Origin of the sequence: Pseudoxanthomonas sp. CF385 (genome assembly GCF_900104255.1) — a bacterium.
GTDB lineage: Bacteria > Pseudomonadota > Gammaproteobacteria > Xanthomonadales > Xanthomonadaceae > Pseudoxanthomonas_A.
In genome coordinates this window covers 1,775,641-1,800,922 of sequence record NZ_FNKZ01000001.1, presented here as the reverse complement: position 1 = coordinate 1,800,922, position 25,282 = coordinate 1,775,641, and the positions used below count along the sequence as shown (strand labels likewise).

The window sequence follows — 25,282 nt, the reverse complement described above, 5'->3', positions numbered from 1 at the left end:
CTCCGGGAGTGGGGATGTGCGAAGGTATACGGACGCAGAATTGCGGCTGCGCGCGCGTGAATTCAAGCAACTGCCTGACTGCATGGTTCAGCTTTCCTCACCTTTCCGACGAATGACCGGGACCGATCCCCACCTTCGCTATCGCGGCCGCTTCGCGCCCTCGCCCACCGGCCGCCTGCATTTCGGCTCGCTGGTGGCGGCGCTGGGCAGCTGGTTGCTGGCGCGCCATCACGACGGTGAGTGGCTGGTCCGCGTGGAAGATCTCGACCCGCCGCGCGAGGTGCCCGGTGCCGCGGACGCGCAGCTCGCGACGCTGGCGGCGTTCGGCATGACATCCGATCTTCCCGTCGTCTGGCAAAGCCGGCGCCATGATCGGTACGCGCAGGCACTGGATCAGCTGCTGTCCGACGGCCTCGCCTTCGAGTGCCGCTGCAGCCGCACCGACCTGGCCGCCGCCGGCGGCATCCACCGCGCCTGCATCGCCCGCGATCCCGCGCGCCCACCGGCGTTCCGCCTGCGCGTGGCTGACGGCAGCCGCGTGGGCTTCGCAGACGGCCTGCAGGGGAAGGTGGAACAGGCGGTGGATCGCGACGTCGGCGACGTCGTCCTGCGGCGCGCGGACGGCTTCTGGGCCTACCAACTGGCGGTCGTGGTCGACGACGCCGAGCAGGGCATCACCGATGTCGTGCGCGGCGCGGACCTGCTGGATTCCACCCCGCGGCAGATCCTCCTCCAGCGCGCGCTCGGCCTGCCCACGCCGCGCTACCTGCACCTGCCGCTGATCGTCGATGCGGAAGGCCAGAAGCTGTCCAAGTCGATGGCCGCGCTGCCGATCGACGGCGATGCCCCGCTGCCGGCACTGCGTGCCGCGTGGGCCGCGCTGGGCCAGCCCGCCAGCGCGCTGGCCGACGCGCCGTCCGTGCCCCTCGCCCTGGCGGCCGCACGACGGCATTTCCAGCCGGGATCGCTGCAGAAAGCGCCTCACGCGACATTCGCTGCAGCGCACAACAAACCTGTCGCAGGCGCTGTCTAGAATCGAGGGGCCGTCGGCTTGCGGCGGTCCAAGGAGATTCCCCACATGACATCGCGCGTCGCCCTGGTCACCGGCGGCACCGGAGGTATCGGTACCGCCATCTGCAAGAAGCTGGCCGACATGGGCCACAAGGTCGCCACCAACTACCGCAACGAAGAGAAGGCGCGCGCGTGGCAGGCGCAGATGAAGGCCGACGGCTACGACATCGCGCTGGTCAAGGGCGACGTGACCTCGCCCGACGAAGCGCAGGCGATGGTGAAGGAAGTCGAGCAAAACCTGGGACCGGTCGAAGTGCTGGTCAACAACGCCGGCATCACCCGGGACGGCACCTTCCACAAGATGTCGGCCACCCAGTGGGGCGACGTCATCAACACCAACCTCAACTCGGTGTTCAACGTCACCCGTCCGGTGATCGACGGCATGCGCGACCGCAAGTGGGGCCGCATCATCCAGATCAGTTCGATCAACGGCCTGAAGGGCCAGTACGGCCAGGCCAACTACGCCGCCGCGAAGGCCGGCATGCACGGCTTCACCATTTCGCTGGCGCGCGAGAACGCCAAGCTCGGCATCACCGTCAACACCGTCTCGCCCGGCTACGTGGCGACCGACATGGTGATGGCGGTGCCGGAAGAGGTTCGCGCCAAGATCGCCGCCGACATCCCGACCGGCCGCCTCGGCAAGCCGGAAGAGATCGCCTATGCGGTCGCATTCCTGGTGGACGAACAGGCCAGCTGGATCACCGGCTCCAACCTGGACATCAACGGCGGCCACCACATGGGCTGGTGATGGGGCCGGCGCGGCGCCACCGGCGCCGACTCACGCACCTCACGACGCCCCGCAAGGGGCGTCGTCCGTTCGGATGCTGCGCAGCATTTTTCCTTGGCTGAACAGGGCTTCCGTGCCATGAGGCCTGTTGCAAGGGCTGTTGCGCTGCGTCATGCTGCGGTCATACGCGTTTAGAGCGAAGACTCAATGGCTGCGATCCGCATCATCAAGAAGTACCCCAACCGTCGCCTCTACGACACCGAGATCTCCAGCTACATCACCATCGAGGACGTGCGCCAGCTGATCGTCGATGGCGAGGATTTCGAAGTCCGCGACGCCAAGACCGGCAACGACCTGACCCGCACCGTGCTGCTGCAGATCATCAGCGAGCAGGAACAGGACGGCGAGCCGGTGCTGTCCACGCAGCTGCTGAGCCAGATCATCCGCTTCTACGGCGATTCCCTGCAGGGCTTCATGGGCAACTACCTGGAGCGCAGCATGCAGTTGTTCATGGAACAGCAGCAGCAGTTCCGCAGCCAGATGGGCAACCTGCTGGGCCAGACCCCCTGGACCATGATGAACCAGCTGACCGAGCGCAATCTCGAGCTGTGGCAGGAATTCCAGCGCAACCTCAGCGGTGGCCTGGGCCGGCCGACGACGGTCAAGCCGAAAGAACCGCCGCGCGAGACGCCCAAGACGCGCGCACGCTGAGAACACACGTAGTGAAACCCGGCCCGCGCAGCTTGCGCGGGCCTTTTTTTAGCCCGCAACACAGGAATTCCACATGACGCAACGCATCGCCGTGGTGACCGGTGGCCTGGGCGGCCTGGGTCTGGCCATCAGCCAGACGCTGGCCCGTGCCGGCCGCAAGGTGATCGCCGCCGACCTGTCCCCCTCCCCCGAACAGCTGGCGCACTTCCGCGCGCACACGGCCACGCTCGACATCGAGACCGCCGTGGTCGACGTCGCCGACTTCGAGGCCTGCGCCGCGTTCGTGCAGGGCGTTGAGGCCCAGCATGGCGCGCTGGACATCCTGGTGAACAACGCCGGCATCACCCGCGACGCCACCCTGCGCAAGATGGACAAGGCGCAGTGGGACGCCGTCATCGGGGTGAACCTGGACAGCGTGTTCAACCTCTGCCGCCACGCCGTGGACGGCATGCAGGCGCGCGGTTTCGGCCGCATCGTCAACATCAGCTCGGTGAGCGGCCAGACCGGCAACTTCGGCCAGGTGAACTACGCCGCGGCGAAGGCGGGTCTGCACGGCTTCTCGATGTCGCTGGCGCGCGAAGTCGCGCGCAAGGGCGTCACCGTCAACAGCGTTTCGCCGGGTTACGTTGAAACCCCGATGACGCGGGCGATGCCCGAAGACGTCCGCGACCGCACCGTGGCCGCCGTGCCGGTGGGCCGCATCGGCCAGCCCGACGACATCGCGCGCGCCGTGGCCTTCCTCACCGCCGACGACGCGGGCTACATCACCGGCGCCAACCTGCCGGTCAATGGCGGCCTGTTCATGAGCTTCTGACCGGATTCCCGGTCGCGCCGCGACACCCTTACGAACCCTCACGAGGCTCCCCGATGAAACTCACCCCTCCCACCTTCGGCGTCTGGCTGATCGCCCTGCTGCTCGGCGGCGGCGGCATCGCCGCCAAGTTCGGTTACGTGCCGGTGCTGGCGCCGCACGCGTTCTGGCTGGTGGTCGGCGGCTTCGGCCTGCTGGTCGCCGCGACGGTCTTCAGCAAGCTCTGACGGCGCGCGCCATGCTCCCGACGTAGATCGTCGGGAGCGGGCATGTGGGACACCGCACGCCCGTTAGCGTCAGCTTCACTCCATCTCGAAACGCTCGAACGCGATCTCCAACGTTTCGAACAGCGTGTCGCCCACCGCCGCGTCCATCGGCGAAGGCGTGTACGCCGCGGGCCGCGCCCGCAGAAAACGCCAGCGCATCACCGGATTGCCCTGCTCGTCCAGCAACGTAATGGCGACGGTGCGTCGTGCGTCGCCCCCGTTGCGCGCCTCGTCCCACCACTGGTACCAGGCCAGCGAACCGATCACGCCCCGCCGCAGGACCAGATTGTCGTAGTGGGTCAGCGTGGAGAGCTTCGTCGCCTCCGGCACCTTGTCGTTGCCGTTGCGGTACTCGTTGACCTGCAGGCGCGCTTCGGGGAACAGCACCTCGGCCACGCCCGCATCGGGTCCGTCGCCGAGGCCGAGGTCGACGTGGAAGTTCATTCCGGCATACGGGCGATCACGTTGTACGGGCATGGGCAGGTTCCATGTGGGAAGGGAGGCATGCCCGTGCGTGGGCACACTCTCTTCCAACGCGGTCCTACGCGCGCAGAGGTCAGCCCGCCATCGCCTGTCCGATCCACAGGCGGTTGCCGTCGGGATCGTCGATCCGGAACTCGCGCATGCCGTAGAACGTCGTGTCCAGATCGGGGACGTCCACGCCCTTCGCACGCGCCTGGGCGTGGAAGGCCTCGATGTCGTCGGGATACAGATACAGCACGGCGCCACGGGGCGCATCGGGGTTCACGTTGATCGACTGATCCAACATCACCCGGCAGTCGCCCCAGCGCAGCTTCGCCCAGCCCCAGTCGTCGCGGCGATCCTCCACCGCGAAGCCCAGCTGCTCGTAGAACGTGATCGCCCGCGGCAGATGGCGGACGGGCTGCATGGGGATGATGTGGGACATGAGGATTCGGTCCGGCGCAGCCCTACTCTGCCGCCCACACCACATCCACGCCTTCCGACTCACCGACCGCCGTGCGCAGCAGCGCGACGAAATCGGCACTGGCACCGAGGCTCTCCAGCGCATCGATGGCGGTGTGTTCGACGTAGTAATCCTGATCCTTGGAGGACTCCTCTTCCATGTAATCCACCAGCATCTGGAAGTCCGCCTCCGAGATGCTGCCCAGCGTGCGGCCACTGTCCTTTTCCGACAAACGAATGCTCATGCGGTCTTCCTTTCCTCGAACGTTGGAGTGATTGTCAGCGCGGTGCGCCGTCGGCGTCCTTGCGCAGGAACGCGGCCAGGCCAGCCAGCTGAAGGCCCTGCACCTTGTCCACGACGGGCGCGAACGTGCTCATGTCGTCCGGCGTGTAGCCGCCGGCGCGGTACCACAGGGTGATGCGGGTGCCGCCCTTCTCTTCGGCGAAGCGCCATTCCAGCGCGCCGTGCAGGCCCATGCCCTGCAGCGGCCCGAGGCCGCCGGTCATGCGCATGAGCTTGCCCGGATCGGTGAAGGTCACCGTCATGTGCCAGGCCTGTTGCGCGCCGTTGATTTCGCAGAAGCAACCGCCGGCCTTGTCGCTGATGGAAAGCTTGGAGGCATCACCCCACCAGGTGTGATCGGCGGGCCACCAGCGGCTTACGTCGTGGACCAGCGCGGTGTACGCCACCTGCGGTGAAACCAGCACCCACTCGGAATTCTCGACGGTGAAGCCGTTCGGCTGCGCGTCCTTGACCGCCGCCTGTGCCGGCAACGCCAGCGCCCCGGCGATCAGGATCGCGACGCCGGCCAGCGCCTTCACTTCGCCGCGCCTTGTGGGCAGAACTTCTGGCGGTAGGCCATCGCCTTGGGCATCAGCGCGGTGAGGTTCTGGATGCGCGTGCCGGGATTCGGGTGGGTGGACGAGAATTCGGGGGGCGCCTGCCCGCCACTGGCTTCGCTCATGCGCTGCCAGAGCGGCACGGCTTCTTCCGGGTTGAAGCAGGCGGCCGCGGCGAGCATCAGGCCGACTTCGTCCGCCTGCGTCTCGTGCTCGCGCGCATAGGGCAGCAGATAGCCGTAGCCCATCGCGGCCATCACCATCTGCTGCTGCTGCGGGTCCATGCCGCTCATCGCGCCGGCCATCTGGCCGATCTGGGTGAGCTTCTGCTGCGACATGCGCTGGGCGCCGTGGCGCAACAGTGCGTGGGCGATCTCGTGGCCCATCACCACGGCAACGGCGTCGGCGTTCTGCGCCACCGGGATCAGGCCCGTGTACACGGCCATCTTGCCGCCCGGCAGGCAGAAAGCGTTGGCCTGGTCGGACTGGATGACGTTCACGTCCCACTCGAAGGACTTCCAGTTGCCGCTGGGCTGGGTGCCCTTCTCGGCGGCGATGGCGGCCTCGACTTCGGGAATCCTGGCGATCAGCCGCTGGGCGATGGTGCGCACCTGCTGGGCGATCTGCGAATTGGGATCGACGGGCTGCTCCTGCTGCAGGATTTCCTCGTAGGCCTGCAGGCCGAGGGCCTTCTCTTCTTCCACGCCGATCGAGTTGTCGATCAGCACCTTCTCGCCGGTGTAGGGATCGACGACGCGGTTGTTCAGGTAGTAGCAGCCGCCATAGACCAGGAAGCCCAGCAGGATTAGCCAGCGCAGGTTGCCCAGTCCGCCGCCCCGCCGTCCGCCGCCCTGCCCGTACTGCGAGCGCCCGTAAGGATCTTGCCTCATTACCCTCTCCCTGGCGGCCTAGATGCCGCGAACGACGCGGAAGCCCACCCGCGCATTAGTCATATCCGAATCCGATGACGAACGCCACGCCGCGCGCGCCTGCGCCGGCGAACTGGCCCAGGAGCCACCACGCACCACCCGCGACCGGCAGCCGGGATTGAACCACGCCGCCCCGTCCGCCGGCGCGCGCCGGTAGCTGGCGTGCCAGCAGTCGCCGACCCATTCGCTGGTGTTGCCCTCGAGGTCCTTCAGGCCGAAGGCATTGGCGCGGAAGCGCCCCACCGGCGCCGGACCCCAGTAACCGTCCCCGTAGGCGATGAAGGCGTTGTTCCAGTTGCGGCCGCTGGGGGAGCGGTCGTTGCCGCCGGTCAGGTTGGCCACCCCGCGCGGGGGCTGGCCGTTGCCCCACGGATAGCGGCCCTGCTGGCCACCGCGCTGCGCGTATTCGTACTCGGCTTCGCTGGGCAGGCGGTAACCATGGCCGGTCTGTCCCGCCAGCCACTCGGCGTAGGCCTCGGCGTCGTACACGCTGACATGCAGCACCGGCATGTCGTCGCTGGCCGGATCGCCGGCGTAATCGGACTGCCAGTCCACCCCGCTGCGGCGGACGAAATTGCCGCTGCGTTCGTCGTAAACGATGGAGTGGCCGCGACGGGTGGCGCGCGGCCGGTACTGGGTGGCCTGGACGAAGCGGCGGAACTCGCCCACGGTCACCGCGTGGCGTGCCATGGCGAACCCGCGGTCGAAGCGCACGTAATGCGCGGGCTTCTCGGCATCGGCGGCGTCGGCCTCGTCCTCCGTGGCCCCCATCAGGAAGCCACCGTGCGGCACGACCACCATTTCCGGCCCCCGCCCCCCGTGGTGCAGCGCGTCGGTGAATGCTTGGCCCGGGCGGAACAAGCCGTAGTAGGTGGCCAGGTCGATGCGCTGGCGAAGGTCGGCCGCGACCCGGTTGCCGGGCTCGGCGATGCGGAGCACCTCGGCCAGCTTCACCCGGGCGTCCTTGATGCCCTGCGGCGTGGCGATGTCGCGCACGCCCGCGTCGCGAAGGTCGACGATGCGCGCGATGCGGATCGCTTCCACCCGTACGCGCGCATCCGCCACGGTCTGCGCGTCTTCACGCACCTGCGCGGCCGCCTCCAGCCAGCGCCGGGCGGTGTCGAAATCGCTGGCGTGCGCCGCGTCTTCGGCACGACGGATGAGCGCGCTCTCCACCGCCGCCACGCCCTGCATCGCGCGGGGCTGGCCCGGCTTCCATTTCAGCACCTCGCGGAACCCCGCCAGCGCGCCACCGCCATCCTCGCCCAGCCGGTCCTCGCGCAGCGCACGCTCGGCGGCGACGTTCAGGCGGGTCAGCTGGTCGGCATCGTCGACCCGCGCCAGATACGCGGTCACGGCCGGATCGGCCGGCGCCAGCGTGCGCGCCACCGCGGCGATCTGGCGGGCGCGGCGCAGGGATTCGGTACGGTCCTCGGCGTGGCGGAGCGCTTGCGCGCCCTGCGCCAGCAGCGCATCCAGGCTGCGTTCCAGGCCGGCCTTGGCGCGCGCATCGGCGGGATCCAGGCGCTGCAGCGCCAGGTACAACGGGATGGCATCGTCGGGCCCGTCGAACAGGCGGTCCTCGGCCAGCGCGCGCGCGGCACGCTGGCGTGCGTCGGCCACATCTTCTCCAACGAGTGTCACCGTGGGCGCCCGCCAGGTCAGTTCGTCCATGCTGCTGTCGTCGCCGCTGACGGTGACACGCGGCATGCGCACGTTGTCGCCGGCGGCCTGGCCGTCCTGCGGCGCGCCGTCGTCGCGCGAGCATGCGGCCAACCCGGACAGCGAGATCAACAAGGCGACAAGGAGCGCGCGCAAACATCCTCCGTGAAGGGAGCGACCGGCCCCCATGAGAGAATGCCGGCAGACGATACCGGCAGAGCCGGGACCTTAGGTTATTGTCCCCCGACTGAGCAAACGACGCATCACGCGGAGATTACGTTGCCCCACTGGATTGACACCCCCGCCGCGCTGGACGCGCACCTGCAGCGCCGCCCGACGCGGATCGGCCTGGATACCGAGTTCGTCCGCGAACGCACGTTCTGGCCCCAGCTCGCGCTGGTGCAGATCGCCCTCGACGAGGACGTCCTGCTCGTCGACCCGCTGGCACCGGGCATGACCGATGCCCTGCGTCCCTGGCTGTCCGATCCGTCGATCACCAAGGTGATGCACAGCGCCAGCGAGGACCTGGTGGCGTTCAAGGTGTCCTGTGGCGTGCTGCCGACGCCGCTGTTCGACACCCAGATCGCGGCCGCGCTGGCCGGCGTGGCGGCCGGTATCGGTTACCAGAAGCTGGTCGAACGCGTCACCGGCGTGGTGCTGCCGAAGGGCGAGACGCGTTCGGACTGGCTGCGCCGTCCGCTAAGCGAGTCGCAGCTGCACTACGCCGCCGACGATGTGCGCTACCTGTTCGCCGTGCACGACGCGCTGAGGACCGAACTGGTCTCCGCCGACCGTCTGGGCTGGCTGGAGGAAGACTGCGCGCGCTTCGTCGAGAATGCCGCGCAGGACGAAGGCGAGCGCTGGCCGCACCTGTCGATGCGCAGCGCGCAGTTCCTCGACATCGACGCGCAGCATCGGCTCGTGCGCCTGCTGCGCTGGCGGGAGGTGCAGGCGCGCGCCAGCGACAAACCGCGTAGCTGGATCCTCGACAACGAGCTGGCGGTGGCGCTGGCGCGTACCCCGCCCATCGACAAGGCCGCGCTGTTGCGCTTCTTCGACACCCAGCCCAAGGCCCCGCGCAAGCTGGCGGACGCGATCTGGCAGGCGCTGGACACCCCGCTGAACGACGAGGCCGACATGCCGGTGGCGCGCAACGCGACCGACGGCGACAAGGCGCGCCTCAAACGCCTGCAGGATGCCGTCGCCCAGCGCAGCAGCGAACTCGGCCTGCCCGACGGCGTGCTCGCCTCGCGCCGTTACCTGGAAGGACTGCTGGACGCCGGGCAGTGGCCCGCCGCCCTCGGCGGCTGGCGACGGCGCGAACTGGAGCCCGTCCTGACCCCCGTGCTGGACGGCGCAGGCTTGGCACAGCCAGCCCCTGCGGGCTAGAATGGCGCCGCTCATGTGGGGCCATAGCTCAGCTGGGAGAGCGCGTCGTTCGCAATGACGAGGTCGGGAGTTCGATCCTCCCTGGCTCCACCAATCAACACGAAAGGCCAGGCGAATGCCTGGCCTTTTTCTTTGCGCCATCCTCGGCCTCCCAAAGAAAAAGCCCGTCGGCAGGACGCCGACGGGCTGGGAGAGCAAGGTAACGCGTGGATCAGAACTTGTAGCTGACGCCCAGCAGGTAGCTGCGGCCCCATTCGACGTATTCCAGCGGACGGTCCTTGGTGCCGGCGTAGGTCTGGTAGGCCTCGTCGGTCAGGTTGCTGGCCTGGAACAGCACGCTCAGGCCACTGAGGGCATGTCCTTCCGGGAACGAATAGCTGACCTGCGCGTCGGTGATGTTCTCGCCGACCACGTAGCGCAGCGTGCGGTTGCCGTTGAAGTTGCCGATCTCGCCGATGAAGTCCGAACGACGACGCTGGTTGACGCGCGCCTCGAAACCGTTCTTCTCGAAATACACCGTCAGGTTGTAGACCCGCTTGGACAGGCCCGGCAGGTCGATGTCGCCGGCGCCGACGCTGGATGCGCTTTCCGGATCGCGGATCTGGATGTTGCTGTCGTTGAAGGTGGCACTGGCCACCGCACCGAAACCCTGCAGCGCATCGCTGAACATCTCGAACGGCAGCGACGCTGTCAGTTCCAGACCCTGCAACGTACCGCCCTCGCCGTTCACCGGACGCGAATAGCTGCCGGTCGGATCGACGCCCACGCCCGGATAGTTAGCGTTCGGCGGGATGTCAGGCGTGTAGTCGGACAGGTCGTAGAACGGATCGGTCTGGGTGTAGATGTAGGTCTGCAGATCCTTGTAGAAGTACGCCGCCGCCACATAGGCCTTGGTGCCGAAGTACTTCTCGTAGGAGATGTCGAACGCGTAGGCACGCCACGGGTCCAGCAGCGGATTGCCACCGCTGGCGAAACTGTTGCGCAGACCGTTGTCCTGGTCGGGACCGTCGGACGCCGTCACTTCCAGCGAGGCACGCAGCTGGTCGACGCGCGGACGCGCCACCTGTTTGGCCAGCGCAACGCGCAGGGTCTGGTCGTTCTCGAAGCCGAACGCCAGGTTCATGCTCGGCAGCACATCGGTGAAGGTCTTGCCCATGTGGATGGGCTGCGGATCGGCGCCGCCGCTGAGCCGGATCGCATCGGAGGATTGATCGACGCGCTGCACCTGCACACCGGCGTTACCGCGCACGCTGACATTACCCCACTCGGTGTCGACGTTGCCGCGGACATAGGCGGTGGTGGTCTTCTCGCGCACGTCCCACGCCTTGGCGACGAGGTACGGGAACGCGCTGTCGCTCGGTTCGAACGTCATGTAGCGCGCCACCGCACCCGGCACGTTCCAGGACGGGATGAAGCCGACGCCCGCGAAGCTCAGGTCCACCGGCCGGTACTGCAGGTCCGACGCGATCGTGGTGATGCCCTGCGCGCCGAGGTTGATGTTGCCCTCGGGTTGGCGCTTGTTCTTTTCACGATCGGCGTAGTTCAGACCGACATCGATATCCGACATCCAGGACAGAAAGCCTGGCGCCGGGAACGAGGCTGCCAGCTTGCCCGTGCGCAGCTCGTCGACGACGTTCGGCACTTTGCCGTAGCCCGACCCGTAGATCGTGCCGGTGAGATACAACGAACTCGGATCCGAGTAGTCGCGACCGGGATTGATCTGGGAGAAGCCGTTGTTGCGGATCTGCAACTGCAGCGTGTCCAACTGCGGCGCCGGCAGCATCTGCGTGTTGTTCTCGAGGTTGAGCTCGTCGCGCTTGGCGCGCGACCAGCCGATGTCGGCGATGATGCGCGCCTGGCCGACGGTGAACTCGTTGTTCCAACCGAATGCGTTGATCTCGTCTTCGCGATTGTTGTACATGCCGCGCACCAGCGGGTACACGTTGCCGACCGTGCCGCCGGTGAACGTGTTGCTGCCGTTGATGGACGGATTGGTGACCTGCAGACGACCATAACCGCCGTTGTAGTCGCCGATGTGCACTTCGAGCTGATTGGCGGTATCGACCTGCTCGGCCTCGGAATGGAACAGGTCCAGCGTGCTGGTCCAGGCATTCGACGGACGAAACTGCAGCGTCGCCATCACGCCGTCGCGCTTGGTTTCACCGGTACGGCGCAGGGCCTTGATGCCGTCGGAGTAGAACGTGCCCGCAGGCACGCCCGGGCGCCAGTTGTCGCCGATCGCCTGCCACGGCTCGTACAGGCCGACCTGGTTTTCCTGGATCGGCGTGGTGGTATGCGAGTAACCGATCGAGAAACCGAACGTCCGCGCCTCGTTCTGGGTGATATAGCTGGCGTTGACGCGTTCGCCGTAGGCGGACGCATCCGCCGCGGCGCCCAGTGAATTGCGCTGGCCGCGCACGCCTACCGTGCCCACCGGGGCATCGAAACTCAGCGGACGCACGGTCTGCATGTCGATCGTGCCCGACAGGCCCTGGCCGATGAGACCGGCATCCGGTGTCTTGTACACCGTGACGCCGGCGACCAGCTCGGACGGGTACTGGTCGAACTCGACGCTGCGGTTGTCGCCGGTGCTGACCATCTCGCGGCCATTGAGCGTCGTGGTGGAGAAGTCGGGCGACAGGCCGCGGACGCTGATCACCTGCGCACGACCCGCGACGCGCTGCGCCGCCAGGCCGGGCAGGCGACCGATCGATTCACCGATGCTGACATCCGGCAGCTTGCCGATGTCTTCGGCGGACACCGCTTCGACGATGGAGGTGGAATCGCGCTTGACCGAGATCGCGCTCTCGATGCCGCGGCGGATGCCGGTGACGACCACCGTGTCCAGCTCGGTGGCTTCGGCCTGTTCGTTCGTTTGTTCGGCGGGCTGGGCCGTCTGGGCGTTCACGCCGGTCGCGGTGAGCGCGATGGCAGACGCCAACGCCGCGCTCAGCAGGTTGCGCTTGAGTTGCATGTTCCCCTCTCCAAGGACGTTGTATGCGACGAACCGGGTGCGTCGCGCAGCGCGATCGCCCGGGTCTTACACGTTGGGGCACGGGGCCCCGAAACGTGCGGCCATGGTAGTGGCGCGTGCAGTTGCACAAACGGGCCTGCATACGTATTCATGCATATTCCGCGCAGCGGCGTAACACGCGTTCCGTACGCCTGCGCAGGCGTGCGTATCCACGCCGCAACGATGCGCGACGCGGTTCAGTTACGTGCTCGGGATGGCCCGCGCGGCGGCCGATCTAGGGTCGCAGCAGGAACATCAGGGGCACTTCGATCCTGTCGCGCCACGCGGCCTCGTTGTGGGTGGCGCCCAGGTAGCGATGGCTCAACAGATCGGCGCCCGGCCGATAACCGCGCGTGCGCATCAGCGCATCAATGCGCTGCTGATAGGGCTCGTACATGGCATCGATGGCTTCGGTGCCGTAGTCGAAGTAGAAGCGGTTGATGCCGGGCGCGGGCAGATGCTCCGCGAGGTAGCCCTCGACGATGCCGCCGGCGATCGGCCAGTGCGTGGACACGCACCCTGCCCCGCCGAAGACCTGCGGGTACTCCAGCACCGCGTAGGCGGAGATCAGTCCGCCCATGCTGGAGCCCATCACGAACGTATCTTCCGGGCCGGTCAACGTGCGGTAGTGCGCATCGATGAACGGCTTCAGCTCGGTAACAAGGAAAGCGAGATAGTCGTCGGCGACGATCTCGCCCGTCGGGAAGGGCGGATCACCCGGCGTCGGGATGAACGTTTCGCCCGTGATCGCCTTGCGCGGCATGTACTCCTGCAAGCGCTTGGGCGTGTTCCACACCGCAACGACGATGGCTGCGCGCGCGTGCCCGTTGGCGATCAGCCGGGTCATCGCCTCGTCCACGCCCCAGTCCACCTTCGTGTACGACGTCGACGGATCGAACACGTTCTGTCCGTCGTGCATGTAAAGCACCGGGTAACGCGTGCCCGCCGCCTCCGCGTAGCCGGGCGGCAACCAGACGTCCACGTTCCGCGCGGCCACGTGACGCGAGGGGAACTGCGCATGACGCAGCAGTGTGCCGGTCACACCGTCGCCGGTCACTGCCTGGGCGACGTGCGCGGACGCTGGCTTCGACTGCGCTTGCGCGGATGCCGCGGCGAGCATCAGCAGCGCGACGCAGAAGGTGCCCATGCGGATGCCCATCTTCGTGCCTCGTCGCTCAGTCGATGAGGGCGTAGTACACGCCACGGGCCGGCAACACGAGCGTGCCTTCCTGCACCGTGCCCGATGGCAGGCCGGGGCCGTCCAACGGACGCGGCGACATACCGGCCGGCAGCGTCCAGCGGGCGTCCTGCGGCGACAGGTTGAACACGACGAGCAAGGAGACCCCTTCGACCTCGCGTACGAAGGCGAGCACCGGCTCGGGCGCGTCGAGGAAGCGGATGCTGCCTACCCGCAAGGCCGGCTGGGTACGCCGCCACGCCAGGAACCGCCGCACCTGGTTGAGGATCGAGTCGGCGGCGGCGTCCTGCACAGCGACGTTGATCGCACGGTGTTCGGCCGGGATCGGCAGCCATGGAACGCCGTTGCTGAAACCCGCCTGTTCGCCGTCCTGCCACGGCATCGGCGTGCGGCAGCCGTCGCGGCCCTTGAAGTTGGGCCAGAACGTCTTGCCGTAGGGATCCTGCAGGGCTTCGTAAGGCACGTCGGCCTCGGGCAGCCCCAGCTCTTCGCCCTGGTACAGGCAGACCGAGCCGCGCAGCGAGCAGACCAGCGCGACCAGTTGGGCGGCCAGCGCCGGCGAATGATCGCCACGCCCCCAGCGTGTCACGGCACGCTGCACGTCGTGATTGGAGATCGCCCAGCAGGGCCAGCCTTCGACCATGGCGGCCTCGAGGCGTTCGACGGTGTCGCGGATGTAGGCGGCGGTGCCGTCATCGGTCAACAGCTCGAAGCTGTAGCCCATGTGCAGGCGCTCGTCGGTGACGTACTCGGCGGTGGTCGCCAGCGAATCCTCCGACGAGATCTCGCCCAGCGCCCCCGCGTCGGGATACTGGTCCAGCAGGCCACGCAGGCGCTCGAGGAAGCCGATGTTCTCCGGCTGCGTATTGTTGTGGTAGTGGTACTGGTACGCGTACGGGTTGTCCGGACTGAAGCCGCGCCCCACCCGCTTTTCCTTCGGCTTGGGCGGGTTGTCGCGCAATTGCGCATCGTGGAAGCAGAAGTTGATCGCATCCAGGCGCAGGCCGTCGACGCCCTTGTCGAGCCAGAATTTCACGTTGTCCAGCGTCGCGTCCTGCACGGCAGGGTTGTGGAAGTTCAGGTCGGGCTGGCTGGCCAGGAAGTTGTGCAGGTAGTACTGCTCGCGGCGCGGCTCCCAGCGCCAGGCCACGCCACCGAACAGCGACATCCAGTTGTTCGGCGGGGTGCCGTCCTCCTTCGGGTCCGCCCACACGTACCAGTCGGCCTTCGGGTTGTCGCGGCTCTCGCGGCTCTCCTTGAACCAGGCGTGCTCCACCGAACAATGGCTCAGCACCTGGTCGATCATGACCTTGATGCCCAGCGCATGCGCCTTCGCCAGCAGGCGGTCGAAGTCGGACAGCGTGCCGAACAGCGGATCCACGTCGCGGTAGTCGGCGATGTCGTAGCCGAAATCGGCCATCGGCGACTTGAAGAACGGCGATATCCAGATCGCGTCCACGCCCAGGCCCGCGATGTAATCGAGCTTCTCGACGATGCCCGGCAGGTCGCCGACGCCGTCCCCGTTGGTATCCAGGAAGCTGCGGGGGTAGATCTGGTAGATCACCGCGCCGCGCCACCAATTGTTCTTCTTCATTGCAACACCAGCTCGCATGCATGGCGCACCCCTCCGGTGCGCACGGCGGGCGCCACTATTCCACGAGCCATCGGGGCGCGTGGGCGCAAGGCGCCATGCACACGCATGAATACGTATGCATGCGTCGTGCGTACCCGCCCGCCAGCGATGCGTCCATCACAGCAGGACCAGACGAAATGGCCTGCCGAAACCCAATCAGCACAAGGCTTTTCGGGCTTCTATCAAGACGAGGACTGGCCATGAGTGATGGGGTCCTCCGCGTCCGCATTGTTTGCGGTGCAGCATGGAAACGCCCGCGCTTGCCTTCAAGATGCCGCCACGTCCGCGGCGTCCGCGCGCCGCCTTCCGTCCACGCACCACCGGGAACCCTGCATGACCGCCAAGCCGCGCCTGTCCTTCTGGCAGATCTGGAACATGTCGTTCGGTTTCCTCGGCATCCAGTTCGGCTTCGCGCTGCAGGGCGGCTTCATGTCCCGCATCTTCCAGACGCTCGGTGCGGAAAAGGATGCCCTGCCGCTGCTGTGGATCGCCGCGCCGCTCACCGGCCTGCTGGTGCAACCCATCATTGGTTACCTCAGCGACCGCACCTGGCATCCGCGCCTCGGCCGTCGCCGGCCGTTCTTCCTGATCGGCGCCATCCTCAGTTCGATCGCGCTGGTGTTCATGCCCCACTCGCCCACGCTTTGGATCGCCGCGGGCCTGCTGTGGGTGCTGGATGCGAGCATCAACATCAGCATGGAGCCGTTCCGGGCGCTGGTGGCCGACAAGCTGCCCGAAGAGCAACGCTCCTTCGGCTTCGTGCTGCAGACGCTGATCATCGGTGTGGGCACGTGGGTGGCGAGCAACCTGCCCTGGTTCATCACCCAGCTCGGCGTGCCGAACGAAGCCGGACCGGGCGTGGTGCCGCCCTCGGTGAAGGTGGCCTTCGCTATCGGCGCCTTCGTCTTCATGGCAAGCATCCTGGTGACCATCCTCACCACGCCCGAGTATCCGCCGGAGGACCTGCAGCGCTTCCGCGACGAACAGAAGCGCCGCGGCAACTTCGCCGGCGAGATCGTCCACCATGTAGTCCACATGCCGGCGCAGATGCGCCGCCTTGGGCTGGTGCAGTTCTTCAGCTGGCTGGCGTTCTTCGCCATGTGGAGCATGGCCACGCCGGGCCTGACCGAGCATGTGTTCAAGGCTCCCGCACCAGACCCTGCCGCGTTCGACATGGCCGTGCCTGCACAAGCCGCCGCCTTCCAGTCGGCGAATGCCGCGTTCCAGGATGCGGCCGACCTGGTCGGCTCCTACATGGGCTACTACGGCCTGTCGTCGATGCTGGTAGCGCTCCTGTTGAGCTTCTATGCGGCGCGTTTACCGCTCAACCGCAAGGCGGTGCATGCCGGCTCGCTGGTCTTGGGCGGCATCGGCTTCCTGTCGATGGTGTTCGTGCCGCATCCGGCCTGGCTGATCGGTTCCTTCGCCCTGGTCGGCGTCGCCTGGGCCAGCATCCTGTCGATGCCTTATGCCTTGCTTTCGAGCCATGTGCCTGCCGAGAGAATGGGCATCTACATGGGCATCTTCAACATGTTCATCGTGGTCCCGCAGATCGTCGCTGCCACGCTGCTGGGCCCGGCGCTGCGCGCTTTCTTCGCGAACCAGGCCATCTTCGCCTTGGTCATCAGCGGTGCGAGCCTGCTGCTCGCTGCACTGGCCCTGTTTCGCGTGCACGAACCCTCCGGTGCTCCCGCCTCCCTTCCCTCGCAGGCTCATTGATGAAGCTCGCCCGCCACGCCCTCACCAACGCCCTGGCCGCCCTGCTCGGCGCACCCGCTCTTGCGCTGGCCGCGGATGATGTCTACGGCACCACCGAGCCCTTCGCGAAGGAAGCGGTCTACTTCGTACTGACGGACCGCTTCGTCAACGGCGACCCGTCCAACGACCACCGCGACCAGGGCGGCGCGAACCGTACGTTCGATCGCCCCACGCCCGGAGCCCCCGCAGGCCAGACCGACAACGTCGGCTACCTCGGTGGCGACTTCAAGGGCGTGCTGGAGAACGCGGGCTATATCCGCGACCTCGGTTTCACCTCGGTATGGATCACGCCCATCATCGACAACCCGGATGAAGCCTTCACCGGTGGCGAAGAGGTGAAGTGGGCCGGCATGTTCACCGACCGCGGCAAGACCGGCTACCACGGCTACTGGGGCATCAACTTCTACAAGCTCGACGAACACCTGCCCAGCGAAGGGCTGGACTTCGCCGGCTTCACGCGCGCCATGAAAGAGCAGAAGCTCGACGTGGTGCTGGATATCGTCGGCAACCACGGCTCACCGGCGTACTCCATGCCGAAGAAGCAGGCGCAGTATGGCAAGGTCTGGGACAAGGACGGGACGCTGGTCGCCGACCACCAGAACCTCGACCCGGACAAGCTGGACCCACGTGGCAAGCCGCTGCATGCGTTCTACAACACCGGCGGCGGACTCGCCCAGCTGTCGGACTTCAACGAGAACAACCCGGCGGTGATGGAGTACCTGGTCGGCGCCTACGAGCAGTGGATCGACCAGGGCGCCGCGGCGTTCCGCGTGGACACCATCGCGTGGATGCCGCACGCGTTCTGGAAGGAATTCGCCGACCGCATCCGCGTTAAGAAGCCCGGCTTCTTCATGTTCGGCGAGAACTTCAACTACGACGCCGCCAGCATCGCCGGCCACACCTGGTCCCGCAACGGCAACTACAGCGTGCTCGACTTCCCGCTGAAGGGGAAACTGACCGAGGTGTTCGAGAAGCCCGGCACCAGCTACGAGGAGATCGGCAAGGCCCTGTACCTCGAGGATGGTCCGTACGCCAATCCGTACGAGCTGATGACGTTCTACGACAACCACGACATGGCGCGCATGAACGCCAGCGACGCGGGCTTCATCGACGCGCACAACTGGTTGTTCACCGCGCGCGGCATCCCGGTGGTCTACTACGGCTCGGAGATCGGGTTCGAACGCGGCCGTGCCGAGCACGCGGGGAACCGCAACTACTTCGGCCAGGAACGCGTCGACGCCGCGCCGAAGAGCCCCATCTTCGCCCCGCTGAAGCGGATCGCCCACCTGCGCCGCGACACGCCCGCCCTTCAGCGCGGCCTGCAGCTCAATGTCCGCATGAAAGGCGACCAGGCCATCTTCTATCGCGTACTCCAGCACGAGGGCGTCAACCAGACCGCGCTGGTGCTGCTGAACAAGGCGGATGCGCCGGCGAAGGTGTCCGTGTCCGACCACCTGCAGGCGGGCCAATGGCGCGATGCCTTCACCGGCAAGCAGCAGCGCGTGCGCAACCGCCTGCAGGCCGAGGTGCCGGCGCACGGCGTGCGCGTATTCCTGCTCGATGCGCCGATTACCCGCGCCGATACCCGTGCACGCCTGGCCGAACTGATGGCCCGTAAGGCGCCGAAAGCCGACTGAGCGCGGATCACTTCGCTGCGGTGGATCCCCGCAGCGCCAACCTGACCGGGATCGTCTGGCTCTCGGCAGGCTCGCCGTTGATCAGCGCCAGCAGCGTTTCCACCAACAGCGCGCCTGCGCGCTTGGTGTCCTGCTGCACGGTGGACAGGCCAGGGTTGACGAAGCTGGCCAGCGGAATGTCGTCGAAGCCGGCGACGGCGACGTCCTCCGGCACGCGCAGGCCACGCTCCAGCAGCGCCTTCATCGCGCCGGCGGCGATCAGGTCGCTGGCGGCGAAGATCGCATCGAAGGCCTCGCCTCTGGCCAGCAGTTCGCAGGCGGCTTCGTGGCCGGATTGCTCGGTGGTGATCGCATCGACCTGCAGCAACGGATCGGCCGTTAGGCCCGCGGCCTCCAGTGCCTGGCGGTGACCGAGGTAGCGCTCGAAGAACTCCGGATAGTGGTTCGACGCGTGGCCGAGAAACGCGATGCGGCGACGGCCCTGCGCGATCAGGTGCGCGGTGATGTCGTGCCCGCCCTGGGTGTTGTCGCAGCCGATCGACACGCCGGGCGTATCCGGCTGCACCGCGCCCCAGCGCACGAAATGGGTGCCCTGCTCCACCAGGCGCTCCAGCCGGCTGCGCGATTCCAGGTAGTCGCCATAGCCGAGCAGGATGATGCCATCGGCCTTCTTGCTGTCCTCGTAATCCGCCTGCCAGTCGTTGGACAGCTGCTGGAACGAGATCAACAGGTCGTAGCCGCGCAACGCACACGCGCGGGTGATGCTGCCCAGCATCGACAGGAAGAACGGATTGATCGCCGATTCGTCCGGGGTCGGGTCCTCGAAGAACAGCAGGGCCAGCGTGCCCGAATGCTGCCGGCGCAGGTTGGAGGCGTTCTTGTCGACCTTGTAGTTCAGCTGCTCCGCGATCGCCAGGATGCGCTTGCGCGTCTCCTCATTGACCATCGGGCTGCCGCGCAGCGCGCGCGACACGGTGGGCTGGGACACACCCGCCAGATGGGCGATGTCCAGCGAGGTGGCCTTTCCCTTGATGGGCGCGATCACGGACAGGTTCGGAAACGGGCGGCAGGAGCCCCGATGATGACACGCCCCCGCCGGAGCTTCATCCCGGCCCGGTGGAAGCGGTCCCAGCGCTCAGGCATCGGGCGTACGCGCCGTGCCGTGCAGCTGCACACCGTCACGGTCGGTAATGCTCACGGAGACATCGATGCCGTGGCGGACGCTCTCCGTCACCACGCAGAAGTTCTCGAACTGGGCCAGGATGCGCTCCAGCGACGCGTGCGCCGCGCCCGCCTCCGCCAGGCGGATGTCGGCATGGATATGGCCCACGCGCAGCCGGCCCTGTTCGTTGCGCACCAGTTCCGCGGTGGCGTGGGTCACCAGCTTGCCGGGCGTGTTCTTGAACTTGCGCAACGCGAACAGCAGGCTGGCGGACAGGCAATTGGCCACGGCGGACAGCAGCAGGCGCGTCGGGTTCGGTCCTTCGCCCTGGCCCAGCGGCGGTGATTCGTCGGTCATCAGATCGGCGATGGTGGTGTCATCGAACCGGATGCGGAAGGCGTAGTCGTCCTCCTGCTCCAGGGTCAGGCGGATGCGCTGGGTGTCGCTCATGGCGGTGTCCTGGAACGGTCGGCGTCGGCGCCCATCATCCCACGCGCCTGCCCGCGGCGTCGGTGACGGCGCGAAGCCTTAGAATGGCCGCTTCCCGTTGCCGGAGGCCGTATGGCCATCCCCGCCCTGCACGCCCAGTTCGACGACGCGACCAACACCGTCAGCTACGTGGTCTGGGATGCGGCCACGCGCCAGGCCGCGATCATCGATCCGGTGCTCGACTACGACCATCGCGCCGGCCGCGCCGCTTACCGATCGGCGGACGCCTTGCTCGGCTTCGTCGCGGACCAGGGGCTGTCCGTCGCCTGGATCCTTGAAACGCATGCGCATGCCGATCACCTCAGCGCCGCGCCCTACCTGAAGGAAAAAACCGGCGCGCCCATCGGCATCGGCGAACACATCACCGACGTGCAGCGCACCTTCGCGCCGGTCTTCGGCATGGACGACGTCAGCGGCGACGGTCGCGAGTTCGACCGTCTGTTCCGCGACGGCGACGCGTTTCCGCTAGGCGATCTGCGGGTCGAGGTGATCCACACGCCCGGCCATACGCCAGCCTGCGTCTCTTACCGCATCGGCGATGCGGTGTTCGTCGGCGACACCCTGTTCATGCCGGACTACGGCACGGCGCGCGCGGACTTTCCCGGCGGCGACGCACGCACCCTGTACCGCTCGATCCAGAAGCTGCTTGCCTTGCCGGGCGAGACTCGGCTCTACCTGTGCCACGACTACAAGGCGCCCGGACGCGACCACTTCGCATGGGAAACCACGGTGGCCGACGAGAAGGCGCGCAACGTGCACGTCGGCGGCGGCGTGGACGAGGCCAGCTTCGTCGCCATGCGCGAAGCGCGCGATGCCACGCTGTCGGCGCCGGTGCTGTTGCTGCCCGCGCTGCAGGTGAATATCCGCGCCGGCCGCCTGCCGGACCCGGAAGGCAATGGGCGCCGGTACCTGAAGATCCCGCTCAAGGTCTGAGCGGCGCTCAGCCGCCTGCACCCGCCGCCGCGGGGTGCGCGGCCACGCCCTCGCCGCAATCGACGCTCAGCAACGACGAGCGCTTCAGCCATTCGGCGTCCGGGTAATACGCGAACACGAACGAGCCGCCGCGGATCGTGTCGATCAGCGGGCGCGCGACCGCCGTGCGCACGGCAGGACAGCCCAGGCTGCGGCCCAGGCGACCCTGCGCGCGGATAAGCGCATCGCTCACGTAGGGCGCGCCGTGGATGACGATCGCGCGCTCGCGGGCATTGTCGTTGAAGCCCGGTTCCAGGCCCTGCAGGCGCAGCGAATAGCCGTTCGACCCGCTGTACGACTCCTGGGTCACGAAGGCGCCCAGGCTCGACATGTAGCTGCCATTGGCGTTGGAGAACTTCCGCGCGAGGTTCTCGCCGGTGTTGCGGCCGTGCGCCACCCACTCCTCGAACAGCAGGCGCTGGCGCTCCAGGTCGAACACCCACAGCCGCGGCTGCGTGGACGGGCGCGAGTAGTCGATCACGCTGAGCCGCTGCGAAGGCACCGGCCCGCCGCGCTTGATCGAGCAGGCCATCGCGCGTGCCGCCATCGACAGCACGTTGCGGTCCAGTGCCGGGGCCGCACGGTGGAGCGTATCGACCAGGCGTTCGGTGGTGTCGCCCGGCGCGGCGGCCATCGCGGGCACGGCGAACACCATCGGGCACAGGGCGACGAGGGACAGGCGACGCAGGGACGACATCGGGCGGAGATTCATGGCGCACAGACCTTGGGGACCAACGCCGATCTCCCGATTCCGTCCGCGACTCAGCGTACGGCCGTTGTGGGGGCCGCCTCGTCCGATTCCAAGACCGGGACGGGCGCCTGTTCGGCCGGCGTTGCATGAACGCCCGGCAGGTCCGACAACAGCACGGTGGTACCCGGGGTCAGGATGCCGTACAGCCGGCGGGCGAAATCCTGCGGGATCCAGAACGATTCGCCCAGCCGGCGCAACGGCGGCATCGGCGCATCCGCCGCGCCCAGCACGCGGTGGGCGACCCAGCGGTATTCCTTCTGCCGCGGATCCAGAAGACTGGGAATGTCCTCCGTTTCCGTGGTCATGACCAACAACACCGTGCCGTTCAGCGCGAAGTCCTGGACCATCTGCAGCGGCGCCGAACCGATCAGCACGCCATTGCGCAGCACCGAGACGCGCTGGTCGTACAGGCTGACGAGGATGCTCACCGGCCCCTCGGGCGAGGCGGCTTCGTTCCAGTAGACCTCGTACGCCGACAGCGACGGATGCGCGGCCTGTCCGCCGGACGTCACCGGCGCCAGCACCGCCGGATGCACGATGCTCGCCGGCGAGGCCTTGGCGTTGGCCACCACCACCGAGTCGCCGAAGCGGGTGATGCCGAACAGTTTTTCCGCGAACGCCTGCGGCAGGCGCACGCAACCATGCGAAGCGGGATATCCGGGCAGGCTGCCGCCATGCAGGGCGATGCCGTCCCAGGTGAGCCGCTGCATGAAGGGCATCGGCGCGTTGTTGTAGAGGTTGGACCGGTGGTCCTTGTTCTTCTGCAGAATGGTGAAGACACCGGTCGGTGTTTCCTTGCCTTCCTTGCCCGAACTGATCGTCGACACGCCGATGGCGATGCCGTTGCGGTACACGTAGGCGCGCTGCTCGTCGAGGCTGACGACCAGCACCACCGGACCATCCGGGGCGATCTGCGGATACCAGAGGAACTCGCCCGGCTTCAGTGCACGGACATCGGGCGTGGAGACGGCGGTGGCCGTGGCGGGCTTCGTCTGCGCCCATGCGGGCACGGCGAAGGCCAGCAAGCAGGCGAAGGCGAGCAGCGTCAGGGGTCGGGGCATGCGCCCAGCTTACACGCCGGCCAGCACCGCATCGCGCAGCGCCGCGTACGCGTTGGGCACCGGCGCGGCGTGGGCGGGCCGGGCCAGCAGGTCGGCCAACGCGGGCGGCACCTCCACCGTGCGCCCGATCAGCGGCTCCACGACGCTCTCGAACTTGGCCGGATGCGCGGTGGCGGCCACGGCCCAGTCGCCGGCCTCGCCCTTTGCACGCAGGTCTTCCAGCACCTTTATCGCGGTGGCGGTGTGCGGGCAATGCATCTCGCCGTGGTCGCGGTAGCGCCGCGCGATCGCCTCGCGGATGGTGGCGTCGTCGACGCGCGTGGCGGTGAACCCCGCACGCAGCGCCGCATCGTCGCCGGCATACAACCAACGCAGGCGTTCGAAATTGCTCGGCGCCCCTACGTCCATCGCATTGGCCAGGGTCGGCACGCTGGCGGCGGGCGCGTAGTCGTTGCCGGCGAAGAAGTCCGGCAGCACCGGGTTGGCGTTGGTCGCCAGCGCGATGCGGCCCAGCGGTACGCCCAGCGCGCGTGCCAGGATCGCGGCGAGCGCATTGCCGAGGTTGCCGGTCGGAACGACCAGGTTCAACGACCGGCCGGTGGCCGCGCGGTGGGTCAGTGCCGCGTGGGCGTAGTAGCTCATCTGCGGCAGCAGGCGACCCAAGCTGATGCTGTTGGCGGAACTGAGCGGCGCCTGCGCCTGCAGGTCGACGTGGTTGAGCGCGCGCTTCACGAGCGCCTGGCAGTCGTCGAACGACCCGGCTACCCGCAGCGCGGTGATGTTGTCGCCGAAGCATCCCAACTGGTGCGCCTGTCGCGGCGACACGCGGCCATCGGGATACAGCACGATCACGCGCAGACCCGGCTGACGGTGGAATGCCGCTGCGACCGCCGCTCCGGTATCGCCCGAGGTCGCCACCAGGATCGTCAGCGGCTTGGCTTCGCTGCGACGCAGCCGCGCCATGCTGGCCGCCAGGAAGCGCGCGCCGAAATCCTTGAAGGCGGCGGTCGGCCCATGGAACAGCTCGAGCACATGGTCGCCCGGCGTGCCGAGCGCACGCAGCGGTGCGGGGAAATCGAAGGCTTCGCGGCAGATCGCCGCCAGTTCGCCTTCCAGCCCGTCATCGACGAAGAACGGGGCCAACAGCGTCGCCGCGGTCTCGGCGATGTCGCGGCCCGGCGCGAGCTCGCGCGGCGCGGGCAACGCTTCGGGCACATACAGGCCGCCGTCGGGCGCCAATCCGGCGGCGATGGCCTGGCTGAGGGTGGCGGCAGGCGCGGCGTTGCGGGTCGAGATGAAATTCATGAGCAGTAAGAGTCAGGAGGCGGACACGAGCTGCGCGCCCGTGGCATTGATCGGCGACACCCAGGCCTGGCTGTCGAAACCGGCGGCGGCGAACGCGGCCTGCACGGCCGGCGCGGCCGCTTCGGCCTCGGCGCGCGATTCGAACCACGCGAACACGCTGGGGCCGGCGCCGGAAATGCTGGCGCCCATCGCGCCGGCCTCGAGCGCGGCCTGTTTCGCGGCATCGAAGCCGACGATCAACGGCGCGCGGCGCGGCTCCACCAGGATGTCCTGCAAGCCCGCGCGGACCAGCGACGCATCGCCGGCATGGCACCCGGCCAGCACCAGGGCCAGGTTCGCGCTCTGGGCGACGAAATCCTTCAGCGCGTAGTCGCCCTGCAGCGCCGCGCGCGCGCGACGCGTTTCCAGAATCGCGTCGGGATGCACCAGCACGCTGTGCCAGGCCTCCGGCACGGGAATGCGCACCAGGTGCTCGGCCGTGGCGAGCACCAGGCCGCCCAGCAGCATCGGGCCGAGGTTGTCGCCGTGCTTGCCGCCGCTGGCGACGGCCTCGCCCACCAGCGCATGCGGATACAACTGTTCGCGCGGCAGCGGCGCATCGAGCAGCGCATTCGCGGCGACCAGCGCCGCTACGCAGGACGCGGCGGAGCCGCCCATGCCCGATCCCAGGGGAATGCCTTTCTCGATCTCCACCTCGAAGCCGAACGGCAGGCCGAGCGCTTCACGCAGCGAGATCAGCGCCGCCCCCGCGGTATTGCCCGGCGCATCCAGCGGCAGGTCCACGGTGGCGCCGCTGATGGACGCGATGCGCACCTCCGGCGCGTCGATGCGCCGCACGGTCACCGTATCGCCCGCTCCTTCGATCACGTGGCCCAGGATGTCGAACCCCACGCCCACGTTGCCCACCGACGCCGGTGAGAACGCACTTGCCTGCTGCCTCATGCCCACGACGCTCCCGATGGCCTGCCCAGAT

General features: G+C 67.7%; 24 protein-coding genes and 1 tRNA gene. 10 read left to right on the top strand and 15 right to left on the bottom strand.

Annotated elements, in window-relative coordinates; all coding sequences use genetic code 11:
• Positions 1–112 precede the first annotated feature (112 nt).
• The 5 genes from gluQRS (at position 113) to BLT45_RS18320 (ending at position 3,547) form a co-directional block, all read left to right on the top strand.
• Entirely contained in the window at positions 113–1,033 is a 921-nt protein-coding gene (gene gluQRS / locus BLT45_RS08360) for a tRNA glutamyl-Q(34) synthetase GluQRS (protein WP_093297335.1), read from the top strand.
• Positions 1,034–1,078: 45 nt separating this feature from the next.
• Positions 1,079–1,819 carry a beta-ketoacyl-ACP reductase gene (locus tag BLT45_RS08355; RefSeq protein WP_093297333.1) on the top strand — a complete coding sequence of 247 codons (741 nt, stop codon included), beginning with the start codon at positions 1,079–1,081 and terminating at the stop codon, positions 1,817–1,819.
• A gap of 186 nt (positions 1,820–2,005) precedes the next feature.
• The gene (phaR, locus tag BLT45_RS08350) at positions 2,006–2,509 is read left to right on the top strand and encodes a polyhydroxyalkanoate synthesis repressor PhaR (protein WP_093297331.1); all 504 of its coding nucleotides are present in this window, start codon (positions 2,006–2,008) and stop codon (positions 2,507–2,509) included.
• Positions 2,510–2,582: 73 nt separating this feature from the next.
• Positions 2,583–3,323, top strand: coding sequence for an acetoacetyl-CoA reductase (gene phbB, locus BLT45_RS08345; RefSeq protein ID WP_093297329.1), 741 nt, complete (start codon positions 2,583–2,585; stop codon positions 3,321–3,323).
• 53 nt (positions 3,324–3,376) lie between these two features.
• Positions 3,377–3,547: a hypothetical protein gene (locus BLT45_RS18320; RefSeq protein ID WP_175455765.1), complete on the top strand. Its 171-nt coding sequence runs from the start codon at positions 3,377–3,379 to the stop codon at positions 3,545–3,547.
• Between the two features lie 75 nt (positions 3,548–3,622).
• On the opposite strand, the gene BLT45_RS08340 is transcribed toward BLT45_RS18320, so the two are convergent.
• The 6 genes from BLT45_RS08340 to BLT45_RS08315 all read right to left on the bottom strand — a co-directional run bounded on the left by BLT45_RS08340 (position 3,623) and on the right by BLT45_RS08315 (position 7,989).
• Positions 3,623–4,063, bottom strand: coding sequence for a phage tail protein (locus BLT45_RS08340; RefSeq protein ID WP_093297327.1), 441 nt, complete (start codon positions 4,061–4,063; stop codon positions 3,623–3,625).
• Positions 4,064–4,142: 79 nt separating this feature from the next.
• Positions 4,143–4,493 carry a bleomycin resistance protein gene (locus BLT45_RS08335; RefSeq protein ID WP_175455764.1) on the bottom strand — a complete coding sequence of 117 codons (351 nt, stop codon included), beginning with the start codon at positions 4,491–4,493 and terminating at the stop codon, positions 4,143–4,145.
• A 22-nt stretch (positions 4,494–4,515) separates the two neighbouring features.
• Positions 4,516–4,755 carry a hypothetical protein gene (locus BLT45_RS08330; protein ID WP_093297323.1) on the bottom strand — a complete coding sequence of 80 codons (240 nt, stop codon included), beginning with the start codon at positions 4,753–4,755 and terminating at the stop codon, positions 4,516–4,518.
• Positions 4,756–4,789: 34 nt separating this feature from the next.
• Positions 4,790–5,332, bottom strand: a complete 543-nt coding sequence (locus BLT45_RS08325) for an SRPBCC family protein (protein ID WP_254771812.1) — start codon at positions 5,330–5,332, stop codon at positions 4,790–4,792.
• A complete protein-coding gene (locus tag BLT45_RS08320) occupies positions 5,329–6,240 on the bottom strand; it encodes a M48 family metallopeptidase (protein ID WP_093297321.1) in 912 nt (303 codons plus the stop codon). The genes BLT45_RS08325 and BLT45_RS08320 overlap by 4 nt, the downstream gene beginning before the upstream one ends.
• A gap of 18 nt (positions 6,241–6,258) precedes the next feature.
• Positions 6,259–7,989, bottom strand: a complete 1,731-nt coding sequence (locus tag BLT45_RS08315) for a formylglycine-generating enzyme family protein (protein WP_254771849.1) — start codon at positions 7,987–7,989, stop codon at positions 6,259–6,261.
• A 231-nt stretch (positions 7,990–8,220) separates the two neighbouring features.
• On the opposite strand from BLT45_RS08315, the gene rnd reads away from it, so the two are divergent.
• Both rnd and BLT45_RS08305 read left to right on the top strand, forming a co-directional pair.
• Positions 8,221–9,330, top strand: coding sequence for a ribonuclease D (rnd, locus tag BLT45_RS08310; RefSeq protein ID WP_093297317.1), 1,110 nt, complete (start codon positions 8,221–8,223; stop codon positions 9,328–9,330).
• A 17-nt stretch (positions 9,331–9,347) separates the two neighbouring features.
• Positions 9,348–9,423: transfer RNA gene (locus tag BLT45_RS08305), tRNA-Ala, on the top strand.
• 118 nt (positions 9,424–9,541) lie between these two features.
• On the opposite strand, the gene BLT45_RS08300 is transcribed toward BLT45_RS08305, so the two are convergent.
• The 3 genes from BLT45_RS08300 to BLT45_RS08290 all read right to left on the bottom strand — a co-directional run bounded on the left by BLT45_RS08300 (position 9,542) and on the right by BLT45_RS08290 (position 15,135).
• Positions 9,542–12,304: a TonB-dependent receptor gene (locus BLT45_RS08300; protein ID WP_093297315.1), complete on the bottom strand. Its 2,763-nt coding sequence runs from the start codon at positions 12,302–12,304 to the stop codon at positions 9,542–9,544.
• A 274-nt stretch (positions 12,305–12,578) separates the two neighbouring features.
• Positions 12,579–13,502 (bottom strand): alpha/beta hydrolase, encoded by a 924-nt coding sequence (locus BLT45_RS08295; protein ID WP_217629537.1) that lies wholly within the window; start codon positions 13,500–13,502, stop codon positions 12,579–12,581.
• 16 nt (positions 13,503–13,518) lie between these two features.
• Positions 13,519–15,135 (bottom strand): alpha-glucosidase family protein, encoded by a 1,617-nt coding sequence (locus BLT45_RS08290; RefSeq protein WP_093297313.1) that lies wholly within the window; start codon positions 15,133–15,135, stop codon positions 13,519–13,521.
• A gap of 372 nt (positions 15,136–15,507) precedes the next feature.
• On the opposite strand from BLT45_RS08290, the gene BLT45_RS08285 reads away from it, so the two are divergent.
• Both BLT45_RS08285 and BLT45_RS08280 read left to right on the top strand, forming a co-directional pair.
• Entirely contained in the window at positions 15,508–16,893 is a 1,386-nt protein-coding gene (locus tag BLT45_RS08285; RefSeq protein ID WP_093297311.1) for an MFS transporter, read from the top strand.
• The gene (locus BLT45_RS08280) at positions 16,893–18,569 is read left to right on the top strand and encodes an alpha-amylase family glycosyl hydrolase (RefSeq protein WP_093297309.1); all 1,677 of its coding nucleotides are present in this window, start codon (positions 16,893–16,895) and stop codon (positions 18,567–18,569) included. Before BLT45_RS08285 ends, BLT45_RS08280 begins: the two co-directional genes overlap by 1 nt.
• A gap of 7 nt (positions 18,570–18,576) precedes the next feature.
• Here the strand turns inward: BLT45_RS08280 and BLT45_RS08275 are convergent, their stop codons facing one another.
• Both BLT45_RS08275 and BLT45_RS08270 read right to left on the bottom strand, forming a co-directional pair.
• Entirely contained in the window at positions 18,577–19,611 is a 1,035-nt protein-coding gene (locus tag BLT45_RS08275; RefSeq protein WP_254771848.1) for a LacI family DNA-binding transcriptional regulator, read from the bottom strand.
• 93 nt (positions 19,612–19,704) lie between these two features.
• Complete coding sequence (locus BLT45_RS08270) at positions 19,705–20,181, bottom strand: OsmC family protein (protein WP_093297307.1); 477 nt, start codon at positions 20,179–20,181, stop codon at positions 19,705–19,707.
• A gap of 111 nt (positions 20,182–20,292) precedes the next feature.
• On the opposite strand from BLT45_RS08270, the gene BLT45_RS08265 reads away from it, so the two are divergent.
• The gene (locus tag BLT45_RS08265) at positions 20,293–21,153 is read left to right on the top strand and encodes an MBL fold metallo-hydrolase (RefSeq protein ID WP_093297305.1); all 861 of its coding nucleotides are present in this window, start codon (positions 20,293–20,295) and stop codon (positions 21,151–21,153) included.
• Positions 21,154–21,160: 7 nt separating this feature from the next.
• Here BLT45_RS08265 and BLT45_RS08260 read toward each other — a convergent pair whose 3' ends face one another.
• The 4 genes from BLT45_RS08260 to BLT45_RS08245 all read right to left on the bottom strand — a co-directional run bounded on the left by BLT45_RS08260 (position 21,161) and on the right by BLT45_RS08245 (position 25,251).
• On the bottom strand, positions 21,161–21,826 hold the full coding sequence (locus tag BLT45_RS08260) for a murein L,D-transpeptidase catalytic domain family protein (protein ID WP_093298743.1): 666 nt from the start codon (positions 21,824–21,826) through the stop codon (positions 21,161–21,163).
• 128 nt (positions 21,827–21,954) lie between these two features.
• Positions 21,955–23,004: a L,D-transpeptidase gene (locus tag BLT45_RS08255; protein ID WP_093297303.1), complete on the bottom strand. Its 1,050-nt coding sequence runs from the start codon at positions 23,002–23,004 to the stop codon at positions 21,955–21,957.
• A 9-nt stretch (positions 23,005–23,013) separates the two neighbouring features.
• Positions 23,014–24,309, bottom strand: coding sequence for a threonine synthase (gene thrC, locus BLT45_RS08250; protein ID WP_093297301.1), 1,296 nt, complete (start codon positions 24,307–24,309; stop codon positions 23,014–23,016).
• Positions 24,310–24,321: 12 nt separating this feature from the next.
• On the bottom strand, positions 24,322–25,251 hold the full coding sequence (locus tag BLT45_RS08245; RefSeq protein ID WP_093297298.1) for a homoserine kinase: 930 nt from the start codon (positions 25,249–25,251) through the stop codon (positions 24,322–24,324).
• Positions 25,252–25,282 lie beyond the last annotated feature (31 nt).

Coding starts and splice junctions, on each gene's coding strand:
- gluQRS (WP_093297335.1), top strand. CDS start 113: ATGACCGGGACCGATCCCCACCTTCGCTATCGCGGCCGCTTCGCGCCC.
- BLT45_RS08355 (WP_093297333.1), top strand. CDS start 1,079: ATGACATCGCGCGTCGCCCTGGTCACCGGCGGCACCGGAGGTATCGGT.
- phaR (WP_093297331.1), top strand. CDS start 2,006: ATGGCTGCGATCCGCATCATCAAGAAGTACCCCAACCGTCGCCTCTAC.
- phbB (WP_093297329.1), top strand. CDS start 2,583: ATGACGCAACGCATCGCCGTGGTGACCGGTGGCCTGGGCGGCCTGGGT.
- BLT45_RS18320 (WP_175455765.1), top strand. CDS start 3,377: ATGAAACTCACCCCTCCCACCTTCGGCGTCTGGCTGATCGCCCTGCTG.
- BLT45_RS08340 (WP_093297327.1), bottom strand. CDS start 4,063: ATGCCCGTACAACGTGATCGCCCGTATGCCGGAATGAACTTCCACGTC.
- BLT45_RS08335 (WP_175455764.1), bottom strand. CDS start 4,493: ATGTCCCACATCATCCCCATGCAGCCCGTCCGCCATCTGCCGCGGGCG.
- BLT45_RS08330 (WP_093297323.1), bottom strand. CDS start 4,755: ATGAGCATTCGTTTGTCGGAAAAGGACAGTGGCCGCACGCTGGGCAGC.
- BLT45_RS08320 (WP_093297321.1), bottom strand. CDS start 6,240: ATGAGGCAAGATCCTTACGGGCGCTCGCAGTACGGGCAGGGCGGCGGA.
- BLT45_RS08315 (WP_254771849.1), bottom strand. CDS start 7,989: ATGCCGCGTGTCACCGTCAGCGGCGACGACAGCAGCATGGACGAACTG.
- BLT45_RS08300 (WP_093297315.1), bottom strand. CDS start 12,304: ATGCAACTCAAGCGCAACCTGCTGAGCGCGGCGTTGGCGTCTGCCATC.
- BLT45_RS08295 (WP_217629537.1), bottom strand. CDS start 13,502: ATGGGCATCCGCATGGGCACCTTCTGCGTCGCGCTGCTGATGCTCGCC.
- BLT45_RS08290 (WP_093297313.1), bottom strand. CDS start 15,135: ATGAAGAAGAACAATTGGTGGCGCGGCGCGGTGATCTACCAGATCTAC.
- BLT45_RS08285 (WP_093297311.1), top strand. CDS start 15,508: ATGACCGCCAAGCCGCGCCTGTCCTTCTGGCAGATCTGGAACATGTCG.
- BLT45_RS08280 (WP_093297309.1), top strand. CDS start 16,893: ATGAAGCTCGCCCGCCACGCCCTCACCAACGCCCTGGCCGCCCTGCTC.
- BLT45_RS08270 (WP_093297307.1), bottom strand. CDS start 20,181: ATGAGCGACACCCAGCGCATCCGCCTGACCCTGGAGCAGGAGGACGAC.
- BLT45_RS08265 (WP_093297305.1), top strand. CDS start 20,293: ATGGCCATCCCCGCCCTGCACGCCCAGTTCGACGACGCGACCAACACC.
- BLT45_RS08260 (WP_093298743.1), bottom strand. CDS start 21,826: ATGGCCGCCGCGCCGGGCGACACCACCGAACGCCTGGTCGATACGCTC.
- BLT45_RS08255 (WP_093297303.1), bottom strand. CDS start 23,004: ATGCCCCGACCCCTGACGCTGCTCGCCTTCGCCTGCTTGCTGGCCTTC.
- thrC (WP_093297301.1), bottom strand. CDS start 24,309: ATGAATTTCATCTCGACCCGCAACGCCGCGCCTGCCGCCACCCTCAGC.
- BLT45_RS08245 (WP_093297298.1), bottom strand. CDS start 25,251: ATGAGGCAGCAGGCAAGTGCGTTCTCACCGGCGTCGGTGGGCAACGTG.